The sequence below is a fragment of the Xanthobacter tagetidis genome, from assembly GCF_003667445.1.
GTDB classification, from domain to species: domain Bacteria; phylum Pseudomonadota; class Alphaproteobacteria; order Rhizobiales; family Xanthobacteraceae; genus Xanthobacter; species Xanthobacter tagetidis.
This window is the reverse complement of sequence record NZ_RCTF01000016.1, coordinates 1-21,081: the sequence shown is the minus strand read 5'-3', so window position 1 is coordinate 21,081 and position 21,081 is coordinate 1. Positions and strand designations below refer to the sequence as shown.

Sequence of the window (21,081 nt, the reverse complement as noted above, 5' to 3'; positions counted from 1 at the left end):
AGCTGTGCCTACTCGCGGAAGGCGAGCTCCCTGGTTTGCCGGATCGAGGGAACGACGACCATCACGACCAGGATCAGCGCCAGCACGAGCATCGTGCCGCTGATCGGGCTGGTGATGAACACGCTGAGGTCTCCGCGCGACATGATCAACGCGCGGCGGAAGTATTCCTCGACAAGGGGGCCGAGAATGAAGCCGAGCAGGAGCGGTGCCGGCTCGCACCCGAGCTTCACAAAGACATAGCCGAAGACCCCGAACACCACGAGAAGCCAGAGGTCGACGCTGGAATAGCTCAAGCTGTAGACGCCGATGACGCACAACAGGAGGATGGCGGGATAGAGAATGCGGTAGGGCACCTTCAGCAGCTGAATCCAGATGCCGATCAGCGGCAGGTTGAGCACGATGAGCATCAGGTTGCCCGCCCACATGCTCACGATCACGCCCCAGAAGAGATCCGGGTTGGTCTTGATCAGCTGCGGCCCCGGCGTCACGCCCTGGATCATCATGGCCCCGATCATCAGCGCCATCACGGGGTTGGAAGGAATGCCGAGCGTGAGCAGCGGGATGAAGGAGGTCTGGGCGCCGGCATTATTGGCGGATTCCGGCCCGGCGACCCCCTCGATCGCGCCCTTGCCGAAGCGGCTCGGGTCCCTGGCGATCTTCTTTTCGAGCGCATAGGAGGCAAACGAGCTCAGCACCGCGCCGCCGCCGGGCAGGATGCCGAGGATCGAGCCCAGCCCGGTGCCCCGCAGGATCGGGAATACCGATGCCCTTATGTCGCTCCAAGTGGGAAAAATGCTGCCGATCTTCCCGTTCAGGACGGCGCGGCGTTCCGCGCTCTCCAAATTGACCGCGATCTCGGCGATGGCGAACAGCCCCATGGACATGATGACGAAATCGATGCCGTCGATCAGCTTTGGAATTCCGAGCGTGTACCGCTCCACCCCGGAGTTGACGTCGGCGCCCACGGTGCCGACGAGCAGGCCGACCAGGACCATCGAAAAGGCGTTGAGCAGCGAGCCGCTCGCCAACACGACGGCAGCGATCAGGCCGAGCACCATCAGCGAAAAATAATCCTCGGGACCGAACTGCAGCGCCACGGACGCCAAGGCCGGCGCCGACGAGGCGACGATGAGAATGGCCACCGATCCGGCGAAGAACGAGCCGATCGCCGCGATGCCGAGCGCAGGCCCCGCGCGCCCCTGCCGCGCCATGGCGTAGCCGTCGAGGCAGGTCACGACGGCCGAGGATTCACCCGGCATGTTCACCAGGATGGCGGTCGTCGATCCGCCGTACTGCGCGCCGTAATAGATGCCCGCCAGCGTGATCAGCGCCGTTTCGGGCGGCAGGTAGAACGTGATCGGCAGCAGCATGGAGATGGTGGCGATCGGCCCGAGGCCCGGCAGCACCCCGATCAGCGTGCCGAGCGTCACCCCGCCCAGGCAGTAGAGCAGGTTCATGGGCGTCAGCGCGGTTTGCGCGCCGATCGCCAGCGCGTCCATGAGGGCGCTCATGGCAGCACCTTCATCGACAGGGACAGCGCCTTGATGAAGATCAGCACGCCGCCGCCGATCAGCACCACGCAAAGGCCGACGAACTCGCGCAGGCTGAAGGGCCGATGGGCAAGGCAGGCGAGCAGGATCAGCAGCAGCGCGGCGAGCACGAAGCCGAGACTGTCGATCGCCCAGGAAAAGCACACGATCGCGGCGGCGATCATCAGCAGCGGCCGTATCGCCCAGGCCGGCACGTCCCTTCCGGGCCGCATCAGGCCGCGCGCGAAGATCGCTGTGCCGCAGACGAGCAGGCCGATGCCGATGCCGAATGGGAAGTAGCCGGGACCCATGTCGACGGCGGTGCCAACCGGGTAGAGCCATCCGCCGGCAACGCCGACGAGCCCGAAGCCGATGAACAGGAGCCCGGCCCAGATGTCCTGCTCGTGGAAAATGGATCCCTGTTTCATCGCGGATCGCGGTGTCCCTAGTTGAGGTTGCGAAGGGCGAACGGGCGCATGTCGTGCTCGGGAGCCTGGCCGAGCACCAGCGCGGCGGCGGCGCGTCCCAGGACGGGCGCCAGCGTCATCGCGTTCTGCGTGGCGACGTGGAAGAGGTTCGCGGTGCTCGGCGATGGCGAAATGGTGGGCGGCGTGGTGAAGGCCATTCCGGTCCAGGATCGGATGATCTGGAGGCCCGAGAAGCCGGGCAGCAGCTCCAGCGTGACGGCGATGTTCGCGCCGAGCGCCTCGCGCGTCGGCCGTGCGGCGCCGAGGACCGGATTGATCCGCGCGCGCCAGCCGCCGCCGATCACGAGGTTGCCCGCCACGGCCTGCTTCAGCGTGATGCGCCGGCGCGCATGGGCGAGATGGTAGGGAATGCGCTCTCCGGTCGCCTCGGAGACCAGCATCTGGATCGGGTTCTGGCGGATCGGCAGGCTGTCGCCCACAAGCTGTGCGATGGCGCCCGACCAGGCCCCGGCGGCGTTGACGATCTTTCCGGGCCGGTAGATGCCGCGGTCGGTCATGACGGCGAAGCTGTTCCCGTTCGCCTCGATCCGCCAGACCGTGGTGTGCGGCTCGATCCGCACCCCGGCGGAGCGCACTGCCTGCAGAACCGCGGTGGCGGCCCTCATCGGGTTGATCTTGCCCTCGTCGGGCGAGAAGGAGGCGGCGACCACCTTGGGGGAGAGCAGGGGCAGCATCGCGCGTGCCTCCTCGCCGGAGATCAGCGTCATGTCGAGGCCGGCGGCGCGCTCGATCTCCACCTTCTTGCGCAGGTGGTCGAGGCTGGCGTCGTCGTCCGCCACGGTAAGCCCGCCCTCGATCTCGACTTCGATATCGGCGCCCTGAGCCTCGGAAAAGGCTTTCCAGAGGTAGGTCGCCTCCACCTGCATGCGCAGCGTGGAGGCGGCCCGGCGCGCCACCTCGCCGGAGAGATCGGGAAAGCCGAACGACTGGAACTGGACATGCAGGCTGCCGGCATTCGCGCCCGACGCCTCGCTGTAGGGGGTCCTCTTGTCCAGAACCACCACCTCCCGCCCCGCCTCAGCCAGCGCCATGGCGGTAAAGAGCCCGACGCCGCCGGCGCCGATCACCAGCACGTCCGGATGGCCTAGTTCCACATCCGGCAGGGTCTCCGGCGGCGCTCCGCCATCGACGGCCTCGCCTGGGCCGGGATTGGGGGCGGTCTCCTGGCGGAGCGCGATGGACGACATGGGAACCGGCCGGACAGGCGCTTGGCCGCGCATGAAGATGGTGGGCGAGATCGGCTCGGCACTCGCCGCGCCCAACAGCGAGGCAAGGAGGGGCGTGCAGTAGCGGCCCTGGCAGCGGCCCATGCCGCAGCGGGTCGCGCGCTTGACCGCGGGGATGTCGGCGGCGCCGCCGGCGATCGCGGCACGCACCGCCGCGACGGGGACCGACTCGCACCGGCAGAGCAGCACATCCGGTGCCGGCATCGGCGGCACCGGCAGCGGCGTCGAGAAGACGCGCCAGAGGGCGCGCTGGAACTTCTTCTCCCGCCGCAGGGCGCGGCGATGGGGGGCGCCCCTGACACGGATCGAGAGGTCGTCGCGGAGGTCGGCCGCGGCAGCGATCCCGGCGAGGGCGCCCTGAGCCATGGCGCAATGTGCGCCGAGCGGTCCTGCGGCGTCGCCGGCGACGAAGACGCCCGACACCGAGGTCCGGCCGTCCGCGTCCCGCTCCGGGACCAGGACGTTGCCGCCGGCAGCATCGACCACCTGCCGGCAGCCGAGGAGCCGGCTGAGCTCGGAGGATGGCGACAGCCCGTACCCCAGGCACACGGCATCGATGTCGAAGCTCATCTCGGTGCCGGGCAACTGCTCCCCGTCCGCACCGATCCGCGCAAGAGTCGCCCGCTCTGCCCTCGCAGCCCCATCCACGCGCGTCAGTACATGGCCGCGCAGCACCGGCACCCCGCGCCGCGCGAGCTGGGCCAGATAGCGGGCGCCGTTCCAGACCAGGTCCGGACGGGTGCGCAGCATGGCGAGGATGTCGCCAACTCCGGCCCGGCCCCCCGGCGCGGCCGCTTCGGCCACGGCGACCACGTGACCGCCCGCCGCGGCGAGATCCGCCGCAACCTGAAGATTGAGGGGTCCGTTCCCCGCGACGAGCACCCGGCTGCCCGGCGCCACCTGGTAGGCGCGGGACAAGGTCTGCGCCGCGCCGGTGGCCATCACGCCCGGAAGCGTCCAGCCGGGAACAGGCCAGGCCCGCTCGAAGGCCCCCGTCGCGATCACCAGGCGCCGCACGGTCCAGATCACGACGCGCTCGTCGACGAGAGAGCGGACGATCACGTGCCCGCTTTCCGCCGGCTCCGCGTCCCAGACGAGGGTCCGGCTCAGGATGCGCACGCCCAGCGCCTGGACCCGCTTCAGCAGGTCCTCGCCGCCGCGATACTGCGCGTCGGGGCGCCGTCCGCCCGCGAAGCGGTGGCTCGACGCGAGGGGCTTGAAATACTGACCTCCGGGGCTCGGCCGCTCGTCGAGCACAACGACGTCGAGCCCCTCGCGCGCGGCGGCTTCTGCCGCGCAAAGCCCGGCCGGCCCCGCGCCGACGATCAGCAGCGAACAGGCCTCCTGCGCGTCGGCTCGGTCGAGGTCGCACGGGTCTCCCCGCGCAAGGGCGCTGCCGCGTGTCTCCACCGTCATGCCCGGCGCGACGGTCGTCAGGCAGGCGCGCTGCCCGGCGCGACCGTCGATCGTGACCCGGCACTCGAAGCACACGCCCATGCCGCAATAGGGGCTTCGATCCTCCCCTTGGTGCGTCCGGCTGGTGGCGCCCAATCCGTGCGCGGCCATGGTGGCCGCAACGGTCTCGCCCGACGCCGCCTGCAACCTTGCTCCGTCGACGACGATGTCGATGGGCTCGCCGCACGGCTCGATTCCGTCGCGTCGAAGACGAAGACGGCCACCAACGGGCGGTACAGACATCGAGCTTTCCCCGCCGCGGTCGAGAAAGGATGACAGATTGTCACATCATCGTTTGGAAACTTACTTGTCAATCACCTTTTTGACAAAGCTATTTCCGCGGCTGCGGCAAGGGGCGGCCCTCAGTTACCCCAAAACTCCGCTTTATCAGATCCGGTTCGGCGCTCCGGCAATGAACGGCCGCGGCTTCACCGCAGGCCAGTTCTGAAGGGGAAGGCTTCGTCCCCGTCGCCGAATTTTCGCGCGGCGCGGGCGGGCGGAAGGTCAGTAGGCCTTGCCGCGCGCCGAAACGGGCCACAGCGTCTCGACCACGCCGTTGCGAACGCCGACATACCAGTCGTGCACGTTGCAGGTGGGGTCGCAGTGGCCCGGCACGAGGCGGAGCTTCTCGTTGATCGCAAGCACGCCGTCGGGATCTGAGATGACGCCGTGCTCGTCCGAGCAGCTGACATAGACGACATCGTTCCGCCCATGGATCACGGGCAGCCCCGAGTCCACCGACTGCACCTTGAGCCCCGCGTCGCAGATCGCCTCGCCGGGCTTGGCGTGGCTCATCACTGCCGTCAGGATGAAGAGGGCATTTTCCCATTCGCCCTGGTCGATCCGGTTTCCATCGGCGTCGCGGATCCGCCCATAGTCGGCGTCCATGAAGGCGTAGCTGCCGCATTGCAGTTCGTTGTACACGCCGGACATGCTCTCGAAGTGGTAGCTGCCGGTGCCGCCTCCGCTGACCAGTTCCGGCTTCATCCCGTTCCGCTCAAGCAGATCGACCGCCTCCCGCACCTGCGCGATCGCTGCATCGAGCTTCCTCTTCCGGTCCTCGAACTTGTCGAGGTGCTGCATGGCGCCCTGATAGGCCTGGAGGCCTGCGAAGCGGAGGCTGGGAGCGGCGGCGATGGCCTCGGCGATGGCGAGCACCGCCTGGGCGGACGTCACCCCGCAGCGGCCCGCTCCACAATCCATCTCGACGAGGCAGTCGATCAGGGTGCCGTGCCGGCGTGCGGCCGCGGACAGCTCAGGGACGTTGTCGATGTCGTCGACACAGACGATCACCCGGCCGCCGAAGGCCGGAAGCCGCGCGAGCCGGTCGATCTTGGCCGGATCGCGCACCTCGTTGGAGATCAGGATGTCCCTGATGCCGGCGCGGGCGAACACCTCCGCCTCCGAGACCTTCTGGCAGCACACGCCGATTGCCCCGCCAAGCTCCTGCTGGAGGCGCAGCACGTCCACCGACTTGTGCATCTTGCCATGGGCACGATGGTTCATGTTCTTCGCACGGGCGTAGTCGCCCATCTTGCGGATGTTGCGCTCCAGCGCGTCGAGGTCGAGGATCAGGCAGGGCGTCTGGATCTCGCTCTCCGGCATGCCGGGGACGGCAGGCACGGCGAAGCCGACATCATCGCGATCGAACGCGCTCTTCGAGACCATAGGGACCGTCCTTTCACTGCCGGGGTCGCATGCCGATCGCGGCCTCGACCTGGCCCTGGATGGGGGCAAAGATTGCGGCATCCGAGGCAAAACATGGGCTTCGGGAGACGCGCCGCGGTTGCCCCGGAGCACTGAAGTTGAAGGGTTGATCTCGTCAAATCAGGTCCGACGCGGCAGCGGGAGCCCCAACACGGCGGTCTCTCGACGGCCCGGTCTTTGTCAGGCCACCGGATCGGAGGACCGGGCGGGCATGGCTCGCTCCACCGCTTCGGCGGCGAGCTCCGCGGTGGCCGCCGAAAGCGTCCATCCAAGATGCCCATGTCCCGTATTGTAGAAGATGCCGCGCCGCCTGCCGGGCCCGACGCGCGGCAGCATGCCGGGCATCATCGGCCGCAATCCGGTCCATGCGACGACCCGGTCCGTCGCCATCTGGGGGAACTGCTCCCGGCACCAGCGGATCAGCGGCTCGACGCGGTCATGCCGGATGTCGCGATTGAAGCCGTTGAACTCGGCCGTGCCGGCGACCCGGAAGCGGTCCCGCCCCAGGCGGCTCGTCACGATCTTGGTCGCGTCATCAAGGATGGAGACCTCCGGCGCCGACTCCTGGCTGATCGGATCGCCGAGATGGGCGGTGATGGAATAGCCTTTGACAGGGTAGATGTTCAGCCGGTCGCCCAGCGGGGCTGCGAGCGCGCGGCTGCCGCAGCCGGCGCAGATGACCACGCCGTCCGCCACCACGGGCTCCCACTGCTCGATCTGGGCGCCGTCGATGTCGCGCGCCACCGGCAGCCAATTGACCTGCCAGCGCCCGCCCGCCGGCACGATATCCTCGACCGCGCAATCGTAGCGGAACTTGACGCCGCGCCGTGCGCAGGCCTCCGAAAGACCACGTGTGAACTTGTGGATGTCGCCGGTGGAATCCGACGGCGTGAAGAGGCCCCCGTAATAGGAGCCCTTCAGGGTCGGCTCGATGCTTCGGATTTCGGCCGGCGTCACCTCGCGGCGTTCCAGGCCGCCGCGGCGGAGAAGCGCGCTGACCTTGACCGCCTTGTCGAAGCCGGCCTTATCCCGGTAGAAATGAAGAATTCCCCGCCGTTCCAGATTGAAGTCGATGTTCTCGTGCTCGGCCATCTCGAACAGACGCGCGCGGGCCGCGATGGCGAGGCGCACGGTTTCTATCGTGTTGGCCTCGTAGCGGGAAATCTGGCTGATGAACTCGGCCATCCAGGAGTATTTGTGCCAGGAGGGCGCCGGATTGACGAGCAGAGGCGCGTCCCGCCGGGTCATCCATTTCAGGCCCTGGATGATGGTCGAGACCTTGTTCCAGACCTCCGCATTGCTGACGGAGAGCTGGCCCCCGTTAGCGAAGGATGTCTCCATCCCCGAATAGCGGTGACGGTCGAAGACCGTCACCTGGAAACCGCGCCGGCTCAACGCGTAAGCGGTCGTGACGCCGGTAACCCCGGCGCCGACTACGGCAATATGAGACATCCGATCTGCACCATCGAAGTTCGATACCGACCACCCGGGATCACCCGGCTCAATCCCTCACTTGCCGGATGCGGAACCGCTCGGACCAAGCTTGGCCAGCTCCGCCTGAAGGGTCGCCACAACTTCCGGGTCGATGCCCTTCATATGCTTGTCGACCACGGGCCGAAGCTTCTCCTTGAAGGCAGCGATGGTGGCGGCGTCGAGGACGGTGGATTCGAGGCCGGCGGCCTTCATCTGCTTGAGTGCCTCCGGAGAGAGCGCGCGGTTCGCCTCGCGCTCCGTGGTGCGCGCCTCAGTGCAGGCGTCGCGCATGATCGCCTGATCGGCGGGCGAAAGGCTGTCGTAGAACTTCTTGGACATCAGGACGGCAACCGGCGCATAGAAGAGATTCGCCTCGGCGATGTATTTTTGCACCTCGAATATCTTGTTGGCATAGACCAGCGGGTAGGTGCCGGTCTGGCCGTCGATCGCCTTTGTCTCGAGGCCGGTATAGACCTCCGTGTAGGGCAGGGGCACCGCGTTCGCGCCGAGCGCATTGACAGCGTCGATCATCACCGGATTCTGGATGGTCCTGATCTTGAGCCCACGAAGGTCGTCGAGGCTCTTGATCGGCCGGCGGCTGTTCGTCACCTGGTGGAAGCCGGCTTCCCAGAAGCAGAGGCCGGTGAGGCCCTTGCCGTCGAGGCGGTGCAGCATCGCCGTGCCCAAGGGTCCGTCCAGAATGGCGTCGGCCTGCCGGTCGCTTTCGAAAATGTACGGCAGATCGAACACGCCGAAGGCCTTGTCCACTCCGGAAACGGCTGCCGTGGATGTCACCACGACTTCAAGAATCCCGCCCTGGGCCGCGGAGATCGAGGGGACCTCGGCGCCGATCTGGCCCGAGGGGAACCCTCTCACTCGGATCCTGCCGCCTGTCTTGGCCTCAACGATCTCGCCGAACTTCTTCACGCCCAGGCCATAGGGATGGTCGGCAGCGGTGACGTAGCTGACGCGGATCGTCTCCGCGCTGGCGATGCCAGCGACGGACATGGGCGCGGCGGTGAGCGCGAACGCCACCAGTGACGCACGCAAGCAGTTCATCTTCATACAATCCTCCTGTCGAGCAAAGAGCATGGTTACGTCGACTGTGCGGTATGCGTAGCGTTGCGTCCGGCGCCTCACCCGCCGATCAGTCGGGCCGGCCAGGTGACGAGCTGGGGGAATACGATCATCAGTCCGAGAACAACGAGCTGGGCGATCATGAACGGCCACACGGCCTTCATCAGATCTTCCATGTCTATGCGCGCGACCCCGGCGACAACGTTCAGCACCGTGCCGACCGGGGGCGTGATCAGGCCGATCGCGTTGTTCACGATAAACAGGACGCCGAAGTAGACCGGATCGATGCCCGCCTCCTTGACCACCGGCATCAGGATCGGAGTGAGGATCAGTATGGTCGGCGTCATATCCATCGCGGTGCCGACGATGACGACCAGGATCATCATGGCGAGCAGGAGCAGCGTCTGATTGCCCATGAACGGCTGCAGCAGGTCGACGAGCGTCAGGGCGACTTCGGATATGGTGAGAACGTAGGCCGACACGATCGCCGCGGCGACGAGGAACATGACGACGGCCGTCGTCTTCGCCGCCGTGACGAATACGGCGTAGAGCTCCGTGATCTTCAGCTCGCGATAGACGAAGACGGCAACGAACAGAGAGTAGACGGCCGCCACCACCGCGGATTCCGTGGGGGTGAAGACGCCGAACTTCAGGCCGAAGATGATGATCAGAGGCAGCACGAGGGCCCAGACACCCTCGCGGAGCGCGCCCAGGAGATCGGCCGCGGATTTGCGCGGCGGGGTGACGAGGGTTTCCTTGCGGACTTCCCACCACCAGGCGACCGCGAGCCCGACGCCGATCAGCAGGCCCGGCACAAGCCCCGCCAGGAACAGCTTGGTGATCGAGACATTGGCGATGACGCCGAAGATCACGAAGCCGATCGAGGGCGGAATGATGGGACCGATGATGCCCGAGGCCGCGATCAGGCCGCCCGCGCGCGCCTTGTCGTGCCCGGCCTGCGTCATCATCGGCACGAGCAAGGCGGCCAGGGCGGCCGCATCGGCAATCGCGGAGCCTGACAGGGCCGACAGGACGCAGGCGGCCAGAATGGCCACATAGCCGAGGCCCCCCTTGACGTGCCCGACGGCGGCGAGCGCCACGTTGACGATGCGCTTCGACAGCCCGCCCGTATTCATGATCTCGCCGGCCAGCATGAAGAACGGCACGGCCATGAGGGGAAAGCTGTCTGCCCCGTTGATGACGTTCTGCGCCACGATCTGCGCGTCGAACACATCGACGTAGAGCATCAAGGCGATGCCGGAGATCAGCAGCGCATAGGCGATCGGCATGCCGATCGTCATGGCGCCGAGAAGCGAGCCGACGAAGATCGCGATCGTCATCGGTCGGTTCCTCGGCTCGGCTCCGCACGAACCAGCACGTCACGCCCGTCGCGTGCCGCCAGTTCGTGCTGCAGCTGCTCCAGCTGCTCCTGTTCCTCGGATTCCTTGACGATGACCAGCTGATCGTCGGAGAGATCGCCCATCACCGCGCGGCGCAGCCCATCGAGGATGATCAGCCCCGTCGAGATGCTGAAGACGAGGCCGACCCCGTACAGCCAGGCGACCGACGCGCCGGAGGCGGGGGCAGTCACCTGCCAGTTGATCAGGGTCTGCACCCAGCTGCCCTGAAAGAACAGCACGGTTGCGTAAAGCATCAGCACTTGGCTGACGATCAGGCAGGCCAGCTTGCCCTTGCGCGGCAGGCGCTTGACCACCGTATCGACCCCGAGATGGCCGTGCTCGCGCAGGGCGACGATGGCACCGAGAAAGGTCAGCCAGACGAAGAGCCAGCGCGAAAGCTCTTCCGATACCGTAATTCCGGAATCGAACGCGTAGCGCAGGACCACATTGCCGAACACGAGTACGACCATGACCGCCAGGAATATGGCGATCAGGATCTTGAGAAGACTGAAATACCCCTCAATCAGCCGTGTCATGCGCCCCCCACACAGATCTGGTGCCGTGACCATGGCGCCCCCGCCCGATGCGGAGCGGCGGTCCAGCCGCTCCGTCTCGCTGCGCCGCGCTGATCGGCGCAGCGCAGCGTCCTTAGCCTGCGCGCCGGACGAGGCGCGCCGCCGCCTGGCTCACGGCGTCGCGGCGCCGCGCCTGTCCCGGCGCCATCTTCTCGCGCATGAGGGCGAGAACCTCGGCGGGGGCCGTCTCCGGCGAGCCCGACGTGAAGGGCGGCGCCGGGTTGTATTCCATGCGGAGCTGGACCATCTCCGCCGTCCGCCGGTCGATCAGCAGGGACACCAGCGTCAATGCGAAATCGATGCCGGCCGTGATGCCGCCGCCGGTGATGCGGTTGCGGTCGACGCAGACCCGCTCCTCGGACAGCGTCGCGCCGAACGGAGCCAGGGCGTCCCTTGCGCTCCAGTGCGTGGCCGCGCGGTAGCCCTGCAGCAATCCGGCCGCGCCGAGCACCACGGAGCCGGTGCAGACGGACGTGATGTACTTTGCGCCGACGGCCTGCCTGCGCAGGAAGTCCAGAACCTCCTCGTCATTGAGGAGCGCGTCCGTTCCGTAGCCGCCGGGGACGCAGATCACGTCCAGTTGGGGGCAGTCGTCGAAGCTGCACGTCGGCGTCAGCGTCAATACGGAATCGCTCGGTACCGGTTCGATCCGCTTCCACACCAGGTGCACCTCGGTGTCGGGCGCGCTGGAGAAGACCTGAAGCGGACCTGTCAGGTCCAGCTGCGTGACCTGAGGGAAAACGAGTAATCCGATCTGAATTGAGGTTTTCAAGAAGGTCTCCCCTTTCTTCAGGAGAGAAAGAATGACACCAATTCTTTATGTCTGAAATGCCATAATTCCCTCATAATCAGCCAAATCGAGGGCCTGTCCGGCCGCCGGATGTCCCGGCCAGCGCGTTTGCCCCTGCATCGCCGTTCAATCACGAGCGTTGCGGTTTGCCGGCGCCGTCGTCGTCGCGTCCAGGAGGGTGGTGACCGCGCTCCGGTCCAGACGTCCGACCTCGGCGATCAGCACCAGGCGGTTCATGGGGTCGTCCCCGGCAGTGTCCGCGCAGGGCGAGATCGTCACGCGGGAGCCCACAAGCTGGAACACCAGAGGCTGGTCCGGCTGATGATCGAAGGTCACGAAGCCCTTGGCGCGGAGCAGGACGGACGAGAGTTCGCCGACCGCGCGCTGGAAGCGGGGAAGCGACAAGGGCAGGGGCGCAGTCCAGCTCATCGTCTCGAAGCGCTCGGTTGCCTCGATGGCGCGCAGCGACGGTCTGATCGCCGGAGCGTGATGACCCTGTGAGAACAGGACAGGCGAGGGGACCGCGCCATCGATCGCGTTGAACGTCCGCTTGCCCGCATGCCGCGCGGCGACGCGCGCTTGTACCTGCTCAAGCTCCTCAGGCGCCACCAGGTCCACCTTCGCGAGGATGACGAAATCCGCTGCACGCACCTGCGATTGCCAGAGCGGGTCGTCCAGGAGCGCCGGCCTGTCCGCAACCTGGCGGGCATCGACGACGCACACCACGGTATCGAGCGGGTTGGCTGCGAAAACGACCGGATCGAGCAGCGCGCTCGCGATCGCTGCTGGATCGGAGGCGCCGCTGGTCTCGATGATGATCGCGTCGGGAGAGGGCCGCCGGCGCGTCAGCATCATGAGCGAGCGCAGCAGATCGCCTTGGAGACTGCAGCAGATGCAGCCGTTCTTGAGGCTGACGATCCCGTCCGCCGACGGCGCCAGCAGGGCCGCGTCCACGTCGATCGCTCCGAAATCATTGACGATCGCGGCGATGCGCCGGCCATCCGGGTGGCGCAGCAGGTGGTTGACCAGCGTCGTCTTGCCCGCGCCGAGCGCTCCCGCCACGAGAAGGACGGGAACCGTCATTGCGCCACCGGCCGGCGGACCGGGCGGCCCGGCCGCGCCTCCCGGATCAGGCCGCCGTCGGCGATCACGGGCACGCCGCCGACCAGCAGGTGCCGCACACCTTCGGACGGCCGGTTCGGATTGCGGAAGTCGGCCCTGTCGGTGAGCGCAGCGAGATCGAAGCAGACGATGTCGGCATCGCAGCCCACCTGAATGCGGCCCTTGCGGCGCATCGCGGGCGTGCTCGCTTCGAGCAGCCGGGCGGGGATCAGCGTGCACTTGCGCACGCCCTCCAGCAGGGAGATGGCCTCCCGCTCCCGCACCCATTTGCGCAGGAAGCGCGTGAACGTCCCGCTGGAACGCGGATGGGAAATGACGTCCTCCGGAAGCGGCCAGTGGTCGCCGAGATAGGTCGAGCCGTCGGGAAGAAGCCAGGATACGGCATCCGACGCGATGGCGCCGCCTGGATACAGGACGGAAACGTCGAGCAGATCGCGGTGGCGGTCGTTCATCGCAACGTCCAGGAAATGCCACAGCACGAGCGCGCCGGGGTCCTTGGCCTGTGCGGCCACGAGGTCGTCGCGGTCAGCGAAGCGGTGGCCCGAGGTCAGGTGCTCGATCGTGTCGTAGCCGCCGCCCGTGCGCTCGGGAAACGCCGGATCGCCGAAGAAGGTCGCGCCGATGACCGTCGAACCCGTTCCATAGGGGTAGGCTTCCACCGAGACCTTGAGACCCTGTGCCTGGGCGTTGGCCACGAGTTCTGCGGCGCGCTCCACGTCCTGGAGGCTGGTCGAGTTGAAGTGGCAGATATGCATATGGGCGCCGGTCGAGCCCGCAAGGCCGATCAGGCGGGTATAGGCGTCGATGGAGCTTTGCGGATCGACGTTCGACATGTACGCGATGTGCGTGAAGGTCGGCACGCCGATGGCGGATGCCAGACTGCAGAGCTCCGATATCTCCTTGACCCCCGCGCCGGGCGCATAGGCATTCGGGAAGCCGATGCCGAGACCGCCCTGGTCGAGCCCATCGCGTACCCGCTCCACGATCGTGGCCATCTCGGCCGGGGTCGCGACGTCCACGGTCCAGCGGCTGTCCGCCATGGCCCGTCCCATCCCGGCGAGGGTCGACTCGGTCTGCTGCGCGGTCATCGCGGCGATGCGGGTGAAGATCCAGCCCGTGGAGGCCCCGTAGTTCAGGACGCGCCCGGCGTGGGCCTGCTCGTCGTACCAGCGCGCGACCGGCCACACGCCGACCTCGAGTTCCAGGCTCGTCGTCACGCCGTCGAACGCCTGCATCCGATCTGCCGGAAGGCATTGCCCGTGCGCGTGCAGGTCGATGAAGCCGGGCGCGACCACAAGGCCATGGGCCGGAACGGTGTGCGCCGCCGGGCCCAGATCGCGCCCGATCGCGGCGATGCGGCCGTCGCGAAGCGCCACGTCGGCAAGTCCATCGTGACCCGTCTCGGGATCGATCACCCTGCCGCCGACGAGGACGATGTCATTCATGCGGGGCCTGCTCCCCAAGACTGGAGACGCGCTCATCCCCGCAAGCGAGGGGCATCCCGGCAGATCGCAGGGCCCGGTCGCACCGGCCGCCGTGCGGCGACGCGATCCATCCGATCAACGCTCCGTGCAATGACATCTCCCCCATTAGGTTGACCGACGCAGCTTGTCATGAGTATTGCTTTGGAAAAATGCCTTTGTTCCCTCGATATCGGCCATCCTGATGATTGGTATCCTTGTCTTTCCCGATTTCCAGATTCTGGACGTGGCCGGCCCGATCTCGGTGTTCGAGATCGCCAAGCGCTATGCGGCAAAGGTGCCGGAGATGCAGGTGCTCGCGCTCGCCGAAGGGCCGGTCCGCAGTTCGTCGGGCGCGGCGATGCTCGCCGGCCATATCGGCGCGTGCCCCCCGATCTCCACGCTGGTCGTGGTTGGCGGGGAGGGCGTGCAGAAATCGCTGGCGTGCCCTGAGACCCTGGCGTTTGTGCGCCGGGTGGAGGCGGGCGGCGCGCGCATCGCCAGTGTCTGCAGCGGCGCCTACATCCTCGCCGCGGCGGGGTTGCTGGACGGTCGCCGCGCCACGACCCACTGGTCGCACACGCGCGATTTCGTATCCCGCTTTCCGAAGGTCAAGTTCGAGCCGGATAAGATCTTCACGCACGATGGCCGTATCTGGACCTCGGCCGGCATCTCCGCGGGCATCGACCTTGCGCTGGCGATGGTGGCAGAGGATCAAGGTGACGAGGTCGCGCGCCAGACCGCTCGCCAGCTCGTGCTGTATCAGCGGCGCAGCGGCGGGCAGTCCCAGTTTTCGTCTCTTCTGGAGCTGAAGGCGCCCAATGGCCGGTTCGCGGCCCTTCTGTCGTGGGTTCGCGAGCACCTCGATGCCTCGCTCACCGTGGAGCAGCTTGCCGAGCGCGTGGGGATGAGTTCGCGCCATTTTGCGCGCGCCTTCACCGCGGAAACCGGGATGACGCCGTCCAAGGCGATCGAAAGACTGCGGCTCGAAGTGGCGCGCGAACGGGTCGAGTTTTCGAGCGAGACCATCGACGTGGTCGCCCAGTCCGCCGGATTTGGCGACGCCGAGCGGATGCGCCGTGCCTTCATCCGCGCTTTCGGCCAACCTCCGCAAGCCATCCGCCGCTCCAGCCGTTCAGGCTGAAAGCAGGCAAGCGCGGTGGGGCTGCCGCAACGCATCGCGGGTCGCCGGAGCGCCCGGACACCGGGCAGGCATCGGCAAGGGGCAGCGGGACGTTGGAGGCAGGCCGCCTTGGCCGAGGGCTTCGCCCGGATAGCTCCTCGTGTGCCTGTTCCCCCAGGATCGCAGGACTTCGGGAGACGTGAGCTCGCGTCCTATGCGAAATCTACCTCGTGCTGGAACACCATCCCCGGGATGGCTTCGCAGGCCAAGAGCCCGCGGGGCCTGCGCGTCGCATGTCTCATGCGCATCATTCTGACGGCGCGATCGTATGACTGCTTCACGACGCAGAGGTCGGACCACGCGATGGCGCCGCCCTTGAGGCCGAAGAAGACCAGCCAGGCCTCCTCGGGCGGCTGATGCCCCAGCCGCGCCGCCAGGGCGCGTGCGGGCTCCATGAGGCCTGGATCAAAGGCGGTCCGCTCGGAAAGGTCGCCCGGCTCGCACGCGCACATCTGCGCTCACCCTTCCATTTCGAGAATGTCGAGGCCGCGGAAACGGTCGATCAGGTAGACCAGTCCCCGGGCGCGGTCGACGAACAGGTCGTTGGTCTGCACGTGAGCCTCCCCCGCGCCCGGCTCGGGAATGAAGCGTCCCACCTCGGTTGGACGGTAGATGTCGGAGATGTCCACCGCCCGGAGCCCGCCCGCAAACCACACCGAGAGCACCGTGGTGCTGTCGATCACCTCCTGCGGCTGGTGGGCGCCGAACCAGCATTTGGGATCGAACGGCTTGTCGTTCTCCACCCGGAAGGCGGAGACCGGCACGGGATGCGCCTCGTCGGTCACGTCGACGATCCACATGAAGGCGTTGGGCGAAGGCGCGAGGCGGTCGGCCACCTCCTCGTCGGTGCATACCAGCACCTTGCGGCCCATGATCTCGAACGGCACCGGCGCCGCGGTATGGGTCGGGCAGGGATAAGGCGGGCTCCAGTCGAGGCCGCTGATGAAGCGCGGCTTGGCGATGTCCTCGATGCCGAGGATCACGAAGCCGCCGTGCCAGTAGCTGGTGTAGAGCCGGTCGCCGCGCCGCAGGGGATGGTGGCAGCGCGAGCGCCGCCCGCCCCAGCTCGGCACCTCGCCCCCGGCGAGCCACTGGCCCGGCATCCACCAGCGTCCGGCTTCCACCGGGTGTTCCGGATCGGCGATGTCGACGATCACCACGATGTCGCCCAGGAAGCCGTGCTCCTCGGAAGAGATGTAGGCGTAGCGCGGATCGGAATCGAAGCGGTGGGTGCCGAGCGAGCGATAGGCGCCGATCTCCCGTGGGCGGGCCTTGTCGGCGATGTCGTACAGGCGGATGCCGCCGCTGAAGCCGGCCTTCTCCGCGTCGAGCGTCTGGTTGAGGATCACCTCCACCGGCACCTTGTCCTGCGGTCCCGTGGGCTCGGGCCGGTTCAGCTCGCGGTTGACGATCATCACGTCGCCATGGACGCGGACCTTGTGGGAATGGACGTTGGAGGGCACTTCGACCGTTGCGGTCACGCGCGGGTTCCGCGGGTCGGCGCAGTCGATGAGTGTGGTGCCGTGCGGCGGGCGCAGGTGGCCCACATAGGCGAAGTCGCCCTGCGCGAACACCTGCCCGCCGCCGGGAATGTCGAGACGTGCCAGATGCCGGAATTTCACGGAGGGTCCTTCCAGTGTCAGCCGAACATGGTGCGGAACAGCGCGAACGCCTTGTCGAGGGCAAGCAGGATCAGGGACGTGGCGAGGATCATCAGCGCCGCGACGGCGACGATGGAGGGGTTCGGCACGTAGTCGATGCGGTTGAAGATCACCACCGGCAGCGTCGCCGTGCGCGGGCTTGAGACGAACATCGAGATCGACACATTGTTGAACGAGACCAGATAGGCGAACACGGCCCCCGAGATGATGCCGGGCCTGACGCTCGGCAGCGTCACGTGGATCAGCGTGCGGATCGGGCTCGCGCCCAGCACGGCCGCCGCGCGCGGGAGGGACGCGTCGCCCGCCATCAGGATGGAGAGCACGCTGCGCATCACGTAGGGCACGCAGATCACCACATGGGCGAGCGCCAGGCCGTAGGCGTTGATCAGCCCGAGGCTGGAGAAGGTCATCAGGAAGGCGAGCCCGATGAGCACATGGGGAATGGTGAGCGGCGCCAGCGCCAGCGACTGGAACAGCTCGCGGCGCACGCCGTCGGCGCGCGCGAGATAGAGCGCGCCGAGCGTGCCGAGCACGGATGCCGCCGCGGCGGCGCACAGCGCGATCGCGGCACTGAGCGCCATGCCGTCCATCAGTTCGCGGTCGTTCAGGATTTCGCCGTACCACTGGAGCGTGAAGCCGCGCGGCGGAAACTGGACCGTCTGCGTCTGCGTGAACGAGGCGGCCACGGTCACGAACATCGGCAGGATGAACAGCGCGTAGACCACCACCGCCGCCAACACCACGCCGGGGCTCAGCGCTGGTTTTTCAGCCATGCCAGCCTCCGATGGAAGATCAGCGAGATGATGTAGTTGCAGCCGTACGACAGGACCAGGAGCAGTCCCGCCATGGCGCCGGCACCCGGCCAGTCGAACACGCCGCTGACGAAGTTGTAGATCATCACCGGCACCGTCTTCACCTGGTTGCCGCCGATGATCATGGGCGTGACGAAGGCGCCGAGGGAGAGCGCGAACACGAGCAATGTGCCAGAGAGCACGCCCGGCAGGCTCATGGGCACGGTGACGGACCAGAAGGCGGCACGCGGGGTCGCGCCGAGCACCGCGGCGGCGCGCAGCAGGCTGCGGTCAATGGCCTCCAGCGCCGCATAGATATTCATCACCATGAAGGGCGCGAAAGTGTAGATCAGCACGATCACCACGCCCGACGGCCGGCTCAGCAGCGCCATCGGGCGTTCCAGCAGCCCGGTCGCCATCAGCGCCTGGTTCACGAACCCGTTGCGGCCGAGGATCACCACCCACGCAAAGGCGGTGACCACGTAGGACACCATCACCGGCAGCAGGATGATGAGAATGAGGAAGGTGCGCGTGCGGGACGAGGCCACATGGTGCAGGTGCAGCGCTACCGGATAGGCGATGACCACCGAAGCGGCGGTCACCAGGACGGCAATCACCAGCGTGTCCACGAAGACCCGCAGATAGAACCAGTCGGTGAGGAAGCGCACATAGTTGGCGAAGGTGAACTCGCGTCCCACCAGGATGATGGGGTCGTACTTCAGGAAGCCGGCGAGCAGCGCCGCGGCGATGGGCAGCGCGAAGAACACACCGAGGAAGGCGACGACCGGGACCGCGGCCCAGTCGGGCCGGTATCGCCGCGCGCTCACCGGCCCGCCTCCGCCGGCATGACGTACCAGGCATCGTCGGCGATCCTCAGACCCACCGCGTCGCCCGACTTCAGGTCTCCGGCCCAGTTGGAGGCAGCCTCGCAGTCGAGCGCCGGCAGGCCTTCGGCCTCGGCCCTCAGGCGCACGCTCGGACCGCCGAAGGCGACCGCGCGGATCGTCGCCGGCAGGGCATCCGTGCCGGGCGCGCCGATGTGGATGTGCTCCGGCCGCACCAGCAGGGTGAGCCGCCCGCCGGCATCAGGCCGCGCGTTCCGGAGCATGACGCGTGCCTGATGGACCGGGCCGATCCGGACCCGGGCCTGGTCGCCCTCGATCCCCAATACTTCGGCCGGCACGAAATTGCTCTCGCCGACGAAGCCCGCCACGAAGCGGGTGCGCGGGGCGTGGTAGATGTCGGTGGGGGTGCCCATCTGCTCCACCCTGCCGCCGTTCATCACCACCACCCGGTCGGACATGGCGAGCGCCTCCTCCTGGTCGTGGGTGACATAGAGGGTGGTGGTGCCGACCTTGGCGAGGATCTCGCGCAGTTCGAGCTGCATCTCGCGCCGGAGCTTGGCGTCGAGGTTGCTCATGGGCTCGTCGAGCAGCATCAGGCCGGGATGGACCGCGAGCGCGCGGGCAAGCCCGATGCGCTGCTGCTGGCCGCCGGAGAGCTGGCGGGGATAGCGGTCCGCCACGCCGGGCAGCTGGACCAGCGCCAGCATCTCCTCGACCCGGGCGGCGATGGCGGCGGCATTCTCGCCGCGCATGCGCAGCCCGAAGCCGATGTTCTGCGCCACGCTCATGTGCGGAAACAGAGCGTAGTTCTGGAACACCATGGAGACGCCGCGCTGGTAGGTGGGCAGCCCGGTGATGTCCCGTCCGTCGAGCGCGATCGAGCCGCCGTCCGGCGCGAAGAAGCCCGCGACCAGGTTGAGCGTCGTGGTCTTGCCGCAGCCCGACGGCCCCAGGAGGGAGATGAACTCCCCCTCCCCGATGGCGAGACTCATGTCGTCGAGCACGGTCTTGCCGGAGAAGGCCTTGGTCAGCCCGGCAATCGATAGTCTGCTGCCCATCGTGCCCTTCCACTCTCACGTGTCGCGCGGTGCGCTCACTTCGCCTCGATGTCCCGCTGCCAGCGCTCGTTGAGCACGATGCGGTTGGCGTTGAACACATCCCAGGGCAGCTGCTTGCCGGCGGCGATGACCTCGCGCGTCAGCGGCGATGTCTTGGCATAGTCCGGCGAGAGCTCGGTCTTGGTGTTGACGAAGGCGACGCCGCCCTGCTCCGCCATCAGCGCCTGAAATTCCGGCGACAGCAGCAGATTGATGAACTGCGCCGCGGCGTCCGTGTTCTTCGTGCCCTCGGCGATGGCGGCATAGACGGTGCTGAGCGCGGCGCCTTCCACCGGCGCCGTCCACTTCACGGTCGAGTCCTTGCCGAGGCCCTGCGCGACATGGTTGGCGCCCCAGGCGAGTTCGATCTCGCCCTGCTTGAACAGGTTCACCAGCTGCGCGCCGCCGCCATAGAAGCTGAGCACGTTGGGCGCGATCTTCTTCATGCTCGCGAAGCCGGCGTCGAGCGGCTTCGCCGCATCGCCCTTGCCGCCAGCGATCACGTCGAGGTTCGCCAGCAGCGCGAAGGCAAACGTGCTGGAGAAGGTCGGCACCGCCACCTTCCCCTTGTATTTGGGGTCGGCGAGGTCGGCGATGGATTTCGGCGGCGTCGATATCTTCGCCGTGTCGTAGAGGAAGCCGATGACGAGGTGGGTGTAGGCCACCCCCTTGGCGTCCTTCAGGTCCGCGGGCACATCGGCGAGGTTGGGGATCTTCGCCGTCGGCAAGTCCGCCCACAGGCCGGCCGCCTTGCCTTGGAGCCAGGGGCCGGCGTCGAGCATGAACACGTCGATCTGCGGCGAGGACTTCTGCGCCATGGCCTTGGCGAGCGCGGGTGCGCTCAGCGAGGGCGTGGTGGAGACGTCCACGCCGTAAAGCGCCTTCATCTTCGGCACGATGAACTCGCGCACAGCGCGGTCCACGGAGCCCTGGGTCTGCACCACAAGGGTTCCCTGCGCGGCGGCAGGGGAGGAGACGAGGGCCGCGGCGAGGACCGCCGCGCAGGTCGCTGTCACCAATCTGGACACGTCTTGCCTCCTCTGTTTGGGTTGACTGTCAGGCCGCCGCGGTCCCGGGCACGAACTGTCCGAAGCCGGGGGCGGTGCGCAGCTTGCCGTCCTTTGCGACGACGGTGCCGCGGACGATGGTGTGGGTGGCCGCGCCCTTGGTGCGCATGCCTTCCCAGCTCGAGTAGCCGGTCT

At 67.4% G+C, this 21,081-nt stretch carries 18 protein-coding genes; 1 reads left to right on the top strand and 17 read right to left on the bottom strand.

Features of this window, described 5'->3' with window-relative positions; translation table 11 throughout:
• Window positions 1–8: 8 nt before the first annotated feature.
• From D9R14_RS17165 to D9R14_RS17115, 11 genes are all read right to left on the bottom strand, one after another.
• Window positions 9–1,511, bottom strand: a complete 1,503-nt coding sequence (locus D9R14_RS17165; protein ID WP_210210869.1) for a tripartite tricarboxylate transporter permease — start codon at window positions 1,509–1,511, stop codon at window positions 9–11.
• On the bottom strand, window positions 1,508–1,957 hold the full coding sequence (locus tag D9R14_RS17160) for a tripartite tricarboxylate transporter TctB family protein (protein ID WP_121624576.1): 450 nt from the start codon (window positions 1,955–1,957) through the stop codon (window positions 1,508–1,510). Before D9R14_RS17160 ends, D9R14_RS17165 begins: the two co-directional genes overlap by 4 nt.
• Window positions 1,958–1,974: 17 nt before the next feature.
• Window positions 1,975–4,941, bottom strand: coding sequence for an FAD-dependent oxidoreductase (locus D9R14_RS17155; RefSeq protein WP_121624575.1), 2,967 nt, complete (start codon window positions 4,939–4,941; stop codon window positions 1,975–1,977).
• A gap of 261 nt (window positions 4,942–5,202) precedes the next feature.
• Window positions 5,203–6,366, bottom strand: a complete 1,164-nt coding sequence (gene bhcC / locus D9R14_RS17150) for a 3-hydroxy-D-aspartate aldolase BhcC (RefSeq protein WP_121624574.1) — start codon at window positions 6,364–6,366, stop codon at window positions 5,203–5,205.
• A 219-nt stretch (window positions 6,367–6,585) separates the two neighbouring features.
• The gene (locus tag D9R14_RS17145) at window positions 6,586–7,857 is read right to left on the bottom strand and encodes a D-amino acid dehydrogenase (RefSeq protein ID WP_121624573.1); all 1,272 of its coding nucleotides are present in this window, start codon (window positions 7,855–7,857) and stop codon (window positions 6,586–6,588) included.
• 57 nt (window positions 7,858–7,914) lie between these two features.
• A complete protein-coding gene (locus D9R14_RS17140; RefSeq protein WP_170168651.1) occupies window positions 7,915–8,943 on the bottom strand; it encodes a TRAP transporter substrate-binding protein in 1,029 nt (342 codons plus the stop codon).
• Window positions 8,944–9,014: 71 nt separating this feature from the next.
• Complete coding sequence (locus D9R14_RS17135) at window positions 9,015–10,295, bottom strand: TRAP transporter large permease (RefSeq protein WP_121624571.1); 1,281 nt, start codon at window positions 10,293–10,295, stop codon at window positions 9,015–9,017.
• On the bottom strand, window positions 10,292–10,891 hold the full coding sequence (locus D9R14_RS17130) for a TRAP transporter small permease (RefSeq protein ID WP_121624570.1): 600 nt from the start codon (window positions 10,889–10,891) through the stop codon (window positions 10,292–10,294). The genes D9R14_RS17135 and D9R14_RS17130 overlap by 4 nt, the downstream gene beginning before the upstream one ends.
• Before the next feature lie 112 nt (window positions 10,892–11,003).
• Window positions 11,004–11,702 (bottom strand): DJ-1/PfpI family protein, encoded by a 699-nt coding sequence (locus D9R14_RS17125; protein ID WP_121624569.1) that lies wholly within the window; start codon window positions 11,700–11,702, stop codon window positions 11,004–11,006.
• A gap of 144 nt (window positions 11,703–11,846) precedes the next feature.
• Window positions 11,847–12,803 (bottom strand): CobW family GTP-binding protein, encoded by a 957-nt coding sequence (locus tag D9R14_RS17120; protein ID WP_121624568.1) that lies wholly within the window; start codon window positions 12,801–12,803, stop codon window positions 11,847–11,849.
• Window positions 12,800–14,287, bottom strand: a complete 1,488-nt coding sequence (locus D9R14_RS17115; RefSeq protein ID WP_121624567.1) for an amidohydrolase family protein — start codon at window positions 14,285–14,287, stop codon at window positions 12,800–12,802. The genes D9R14_RS17120 and D9R14_RS17115 overlap by 4 nt, the downstream gene beginning before the upstream one ends.
• Window positions 14,288–14,507: 220 nt before the next feature.
• Here D9R14_RS17115 and D9R14_RS17110 point away from each other — a divergent pair, with 220 nt between their 5' ends.
• Window positions 14,508–15,446 (top strand): GlxA family transcriptional regulator, encoded by a 939-nt coding sequence (locus tag D9R14_RS17110; RefSeq protein ID WP_121624566.1) that lies wholly within the window; start codon window positions 14,508–14,510, stop codon window positions 15,444–15,446.
• Between the two features lie 191 nt (window positions 15,447–15,637).
• On the opposite strand, the gene D9R14_RS17105 is transcribed toward D9R14_RS17110, so the two are convergent.
• From D9R14_RS17105 to D9R14_RS17080, 6 genes are read right to left on the bottom strand one after another with little or no spacing between them, the layout of a single operon-like run.
• A complete protein-coding gene (locus D9R14_RS17105; RefSeq protein ID WP_121624565.1) occupies window positions 15,638–15,937 on the bottom strand; it encodes a hypothetical protein in 300 nt (99 codons plus the stop codon).
• 6 nt (window positions 15,938–15,943) lie between these two features.
• Window positions 15,944–17,107, bottom strand: coding sequence for an LVIVD repeat-containing protein (locus D9R14_RS17100; RefSeq protein ID WP_121624564.1), 1,164 nt, complete (start codon window positions 17,105–17,107; stop codon window positions 15,944–15,946).
• A 17-nt stretch (window positions 17,108–17,124) separates the two neighbouring features.
• Window positions 17,125–17,919: an ABC transporter permease gene (locus D9R14_RS17095; RefSeq protein ID WP_121624563.1), complete on the bottom strand. Its 795-nt coding sequence runs from the start codon at window positions 17,917–17,919 to the stop codon at window positions 17,125–17,127.
• The gene (locus D9R14_RS17090; RefSeq protein WP_170168650.1) at window positions 17,898–18,764 is read right to left on the bottom strand and encodes an ABC transporter permease; all 867 of its coding nucleotides are present in this window, start codon (window positions 18,762–18,764) and stop codon (window positions 17,898–17,900) included. Before D9R14_RS17090 ends, D9R14_RS17095 begins: the two co-directional genes overlap by 22 nt.
• Window positions 18,761–19,840, bottom strand: coding sequence for an ABC transporter ATP-binding protein (locus tag D9R14_RS17085; RefSeq protein WP_121624561.1), 1,080 nt, complete (start codon window positions 19,838–19,840; stop codon window positions 18,761–18,763). Before D9R14_RS17085 ends, D9R14_RS17090 begins: the two co-directional genes overlap by 4 nt.
• Before the next feature lie 35 nt (window positions 19,841–19,875).
• Window positions 19,876–20,907 (bottom strand): extracellular solute-binding protein, encoded by a 1,032-nt coding sequence (locus tag D9R14_RS17080; protein ID WP_121624560.1) that lies wholly within the window; start codon window positions 20,905–20,907, stop codon window positions 19,876–19,878.
• Window positions 20,908–21,081 lie beyond the last annotated feature (174 nt).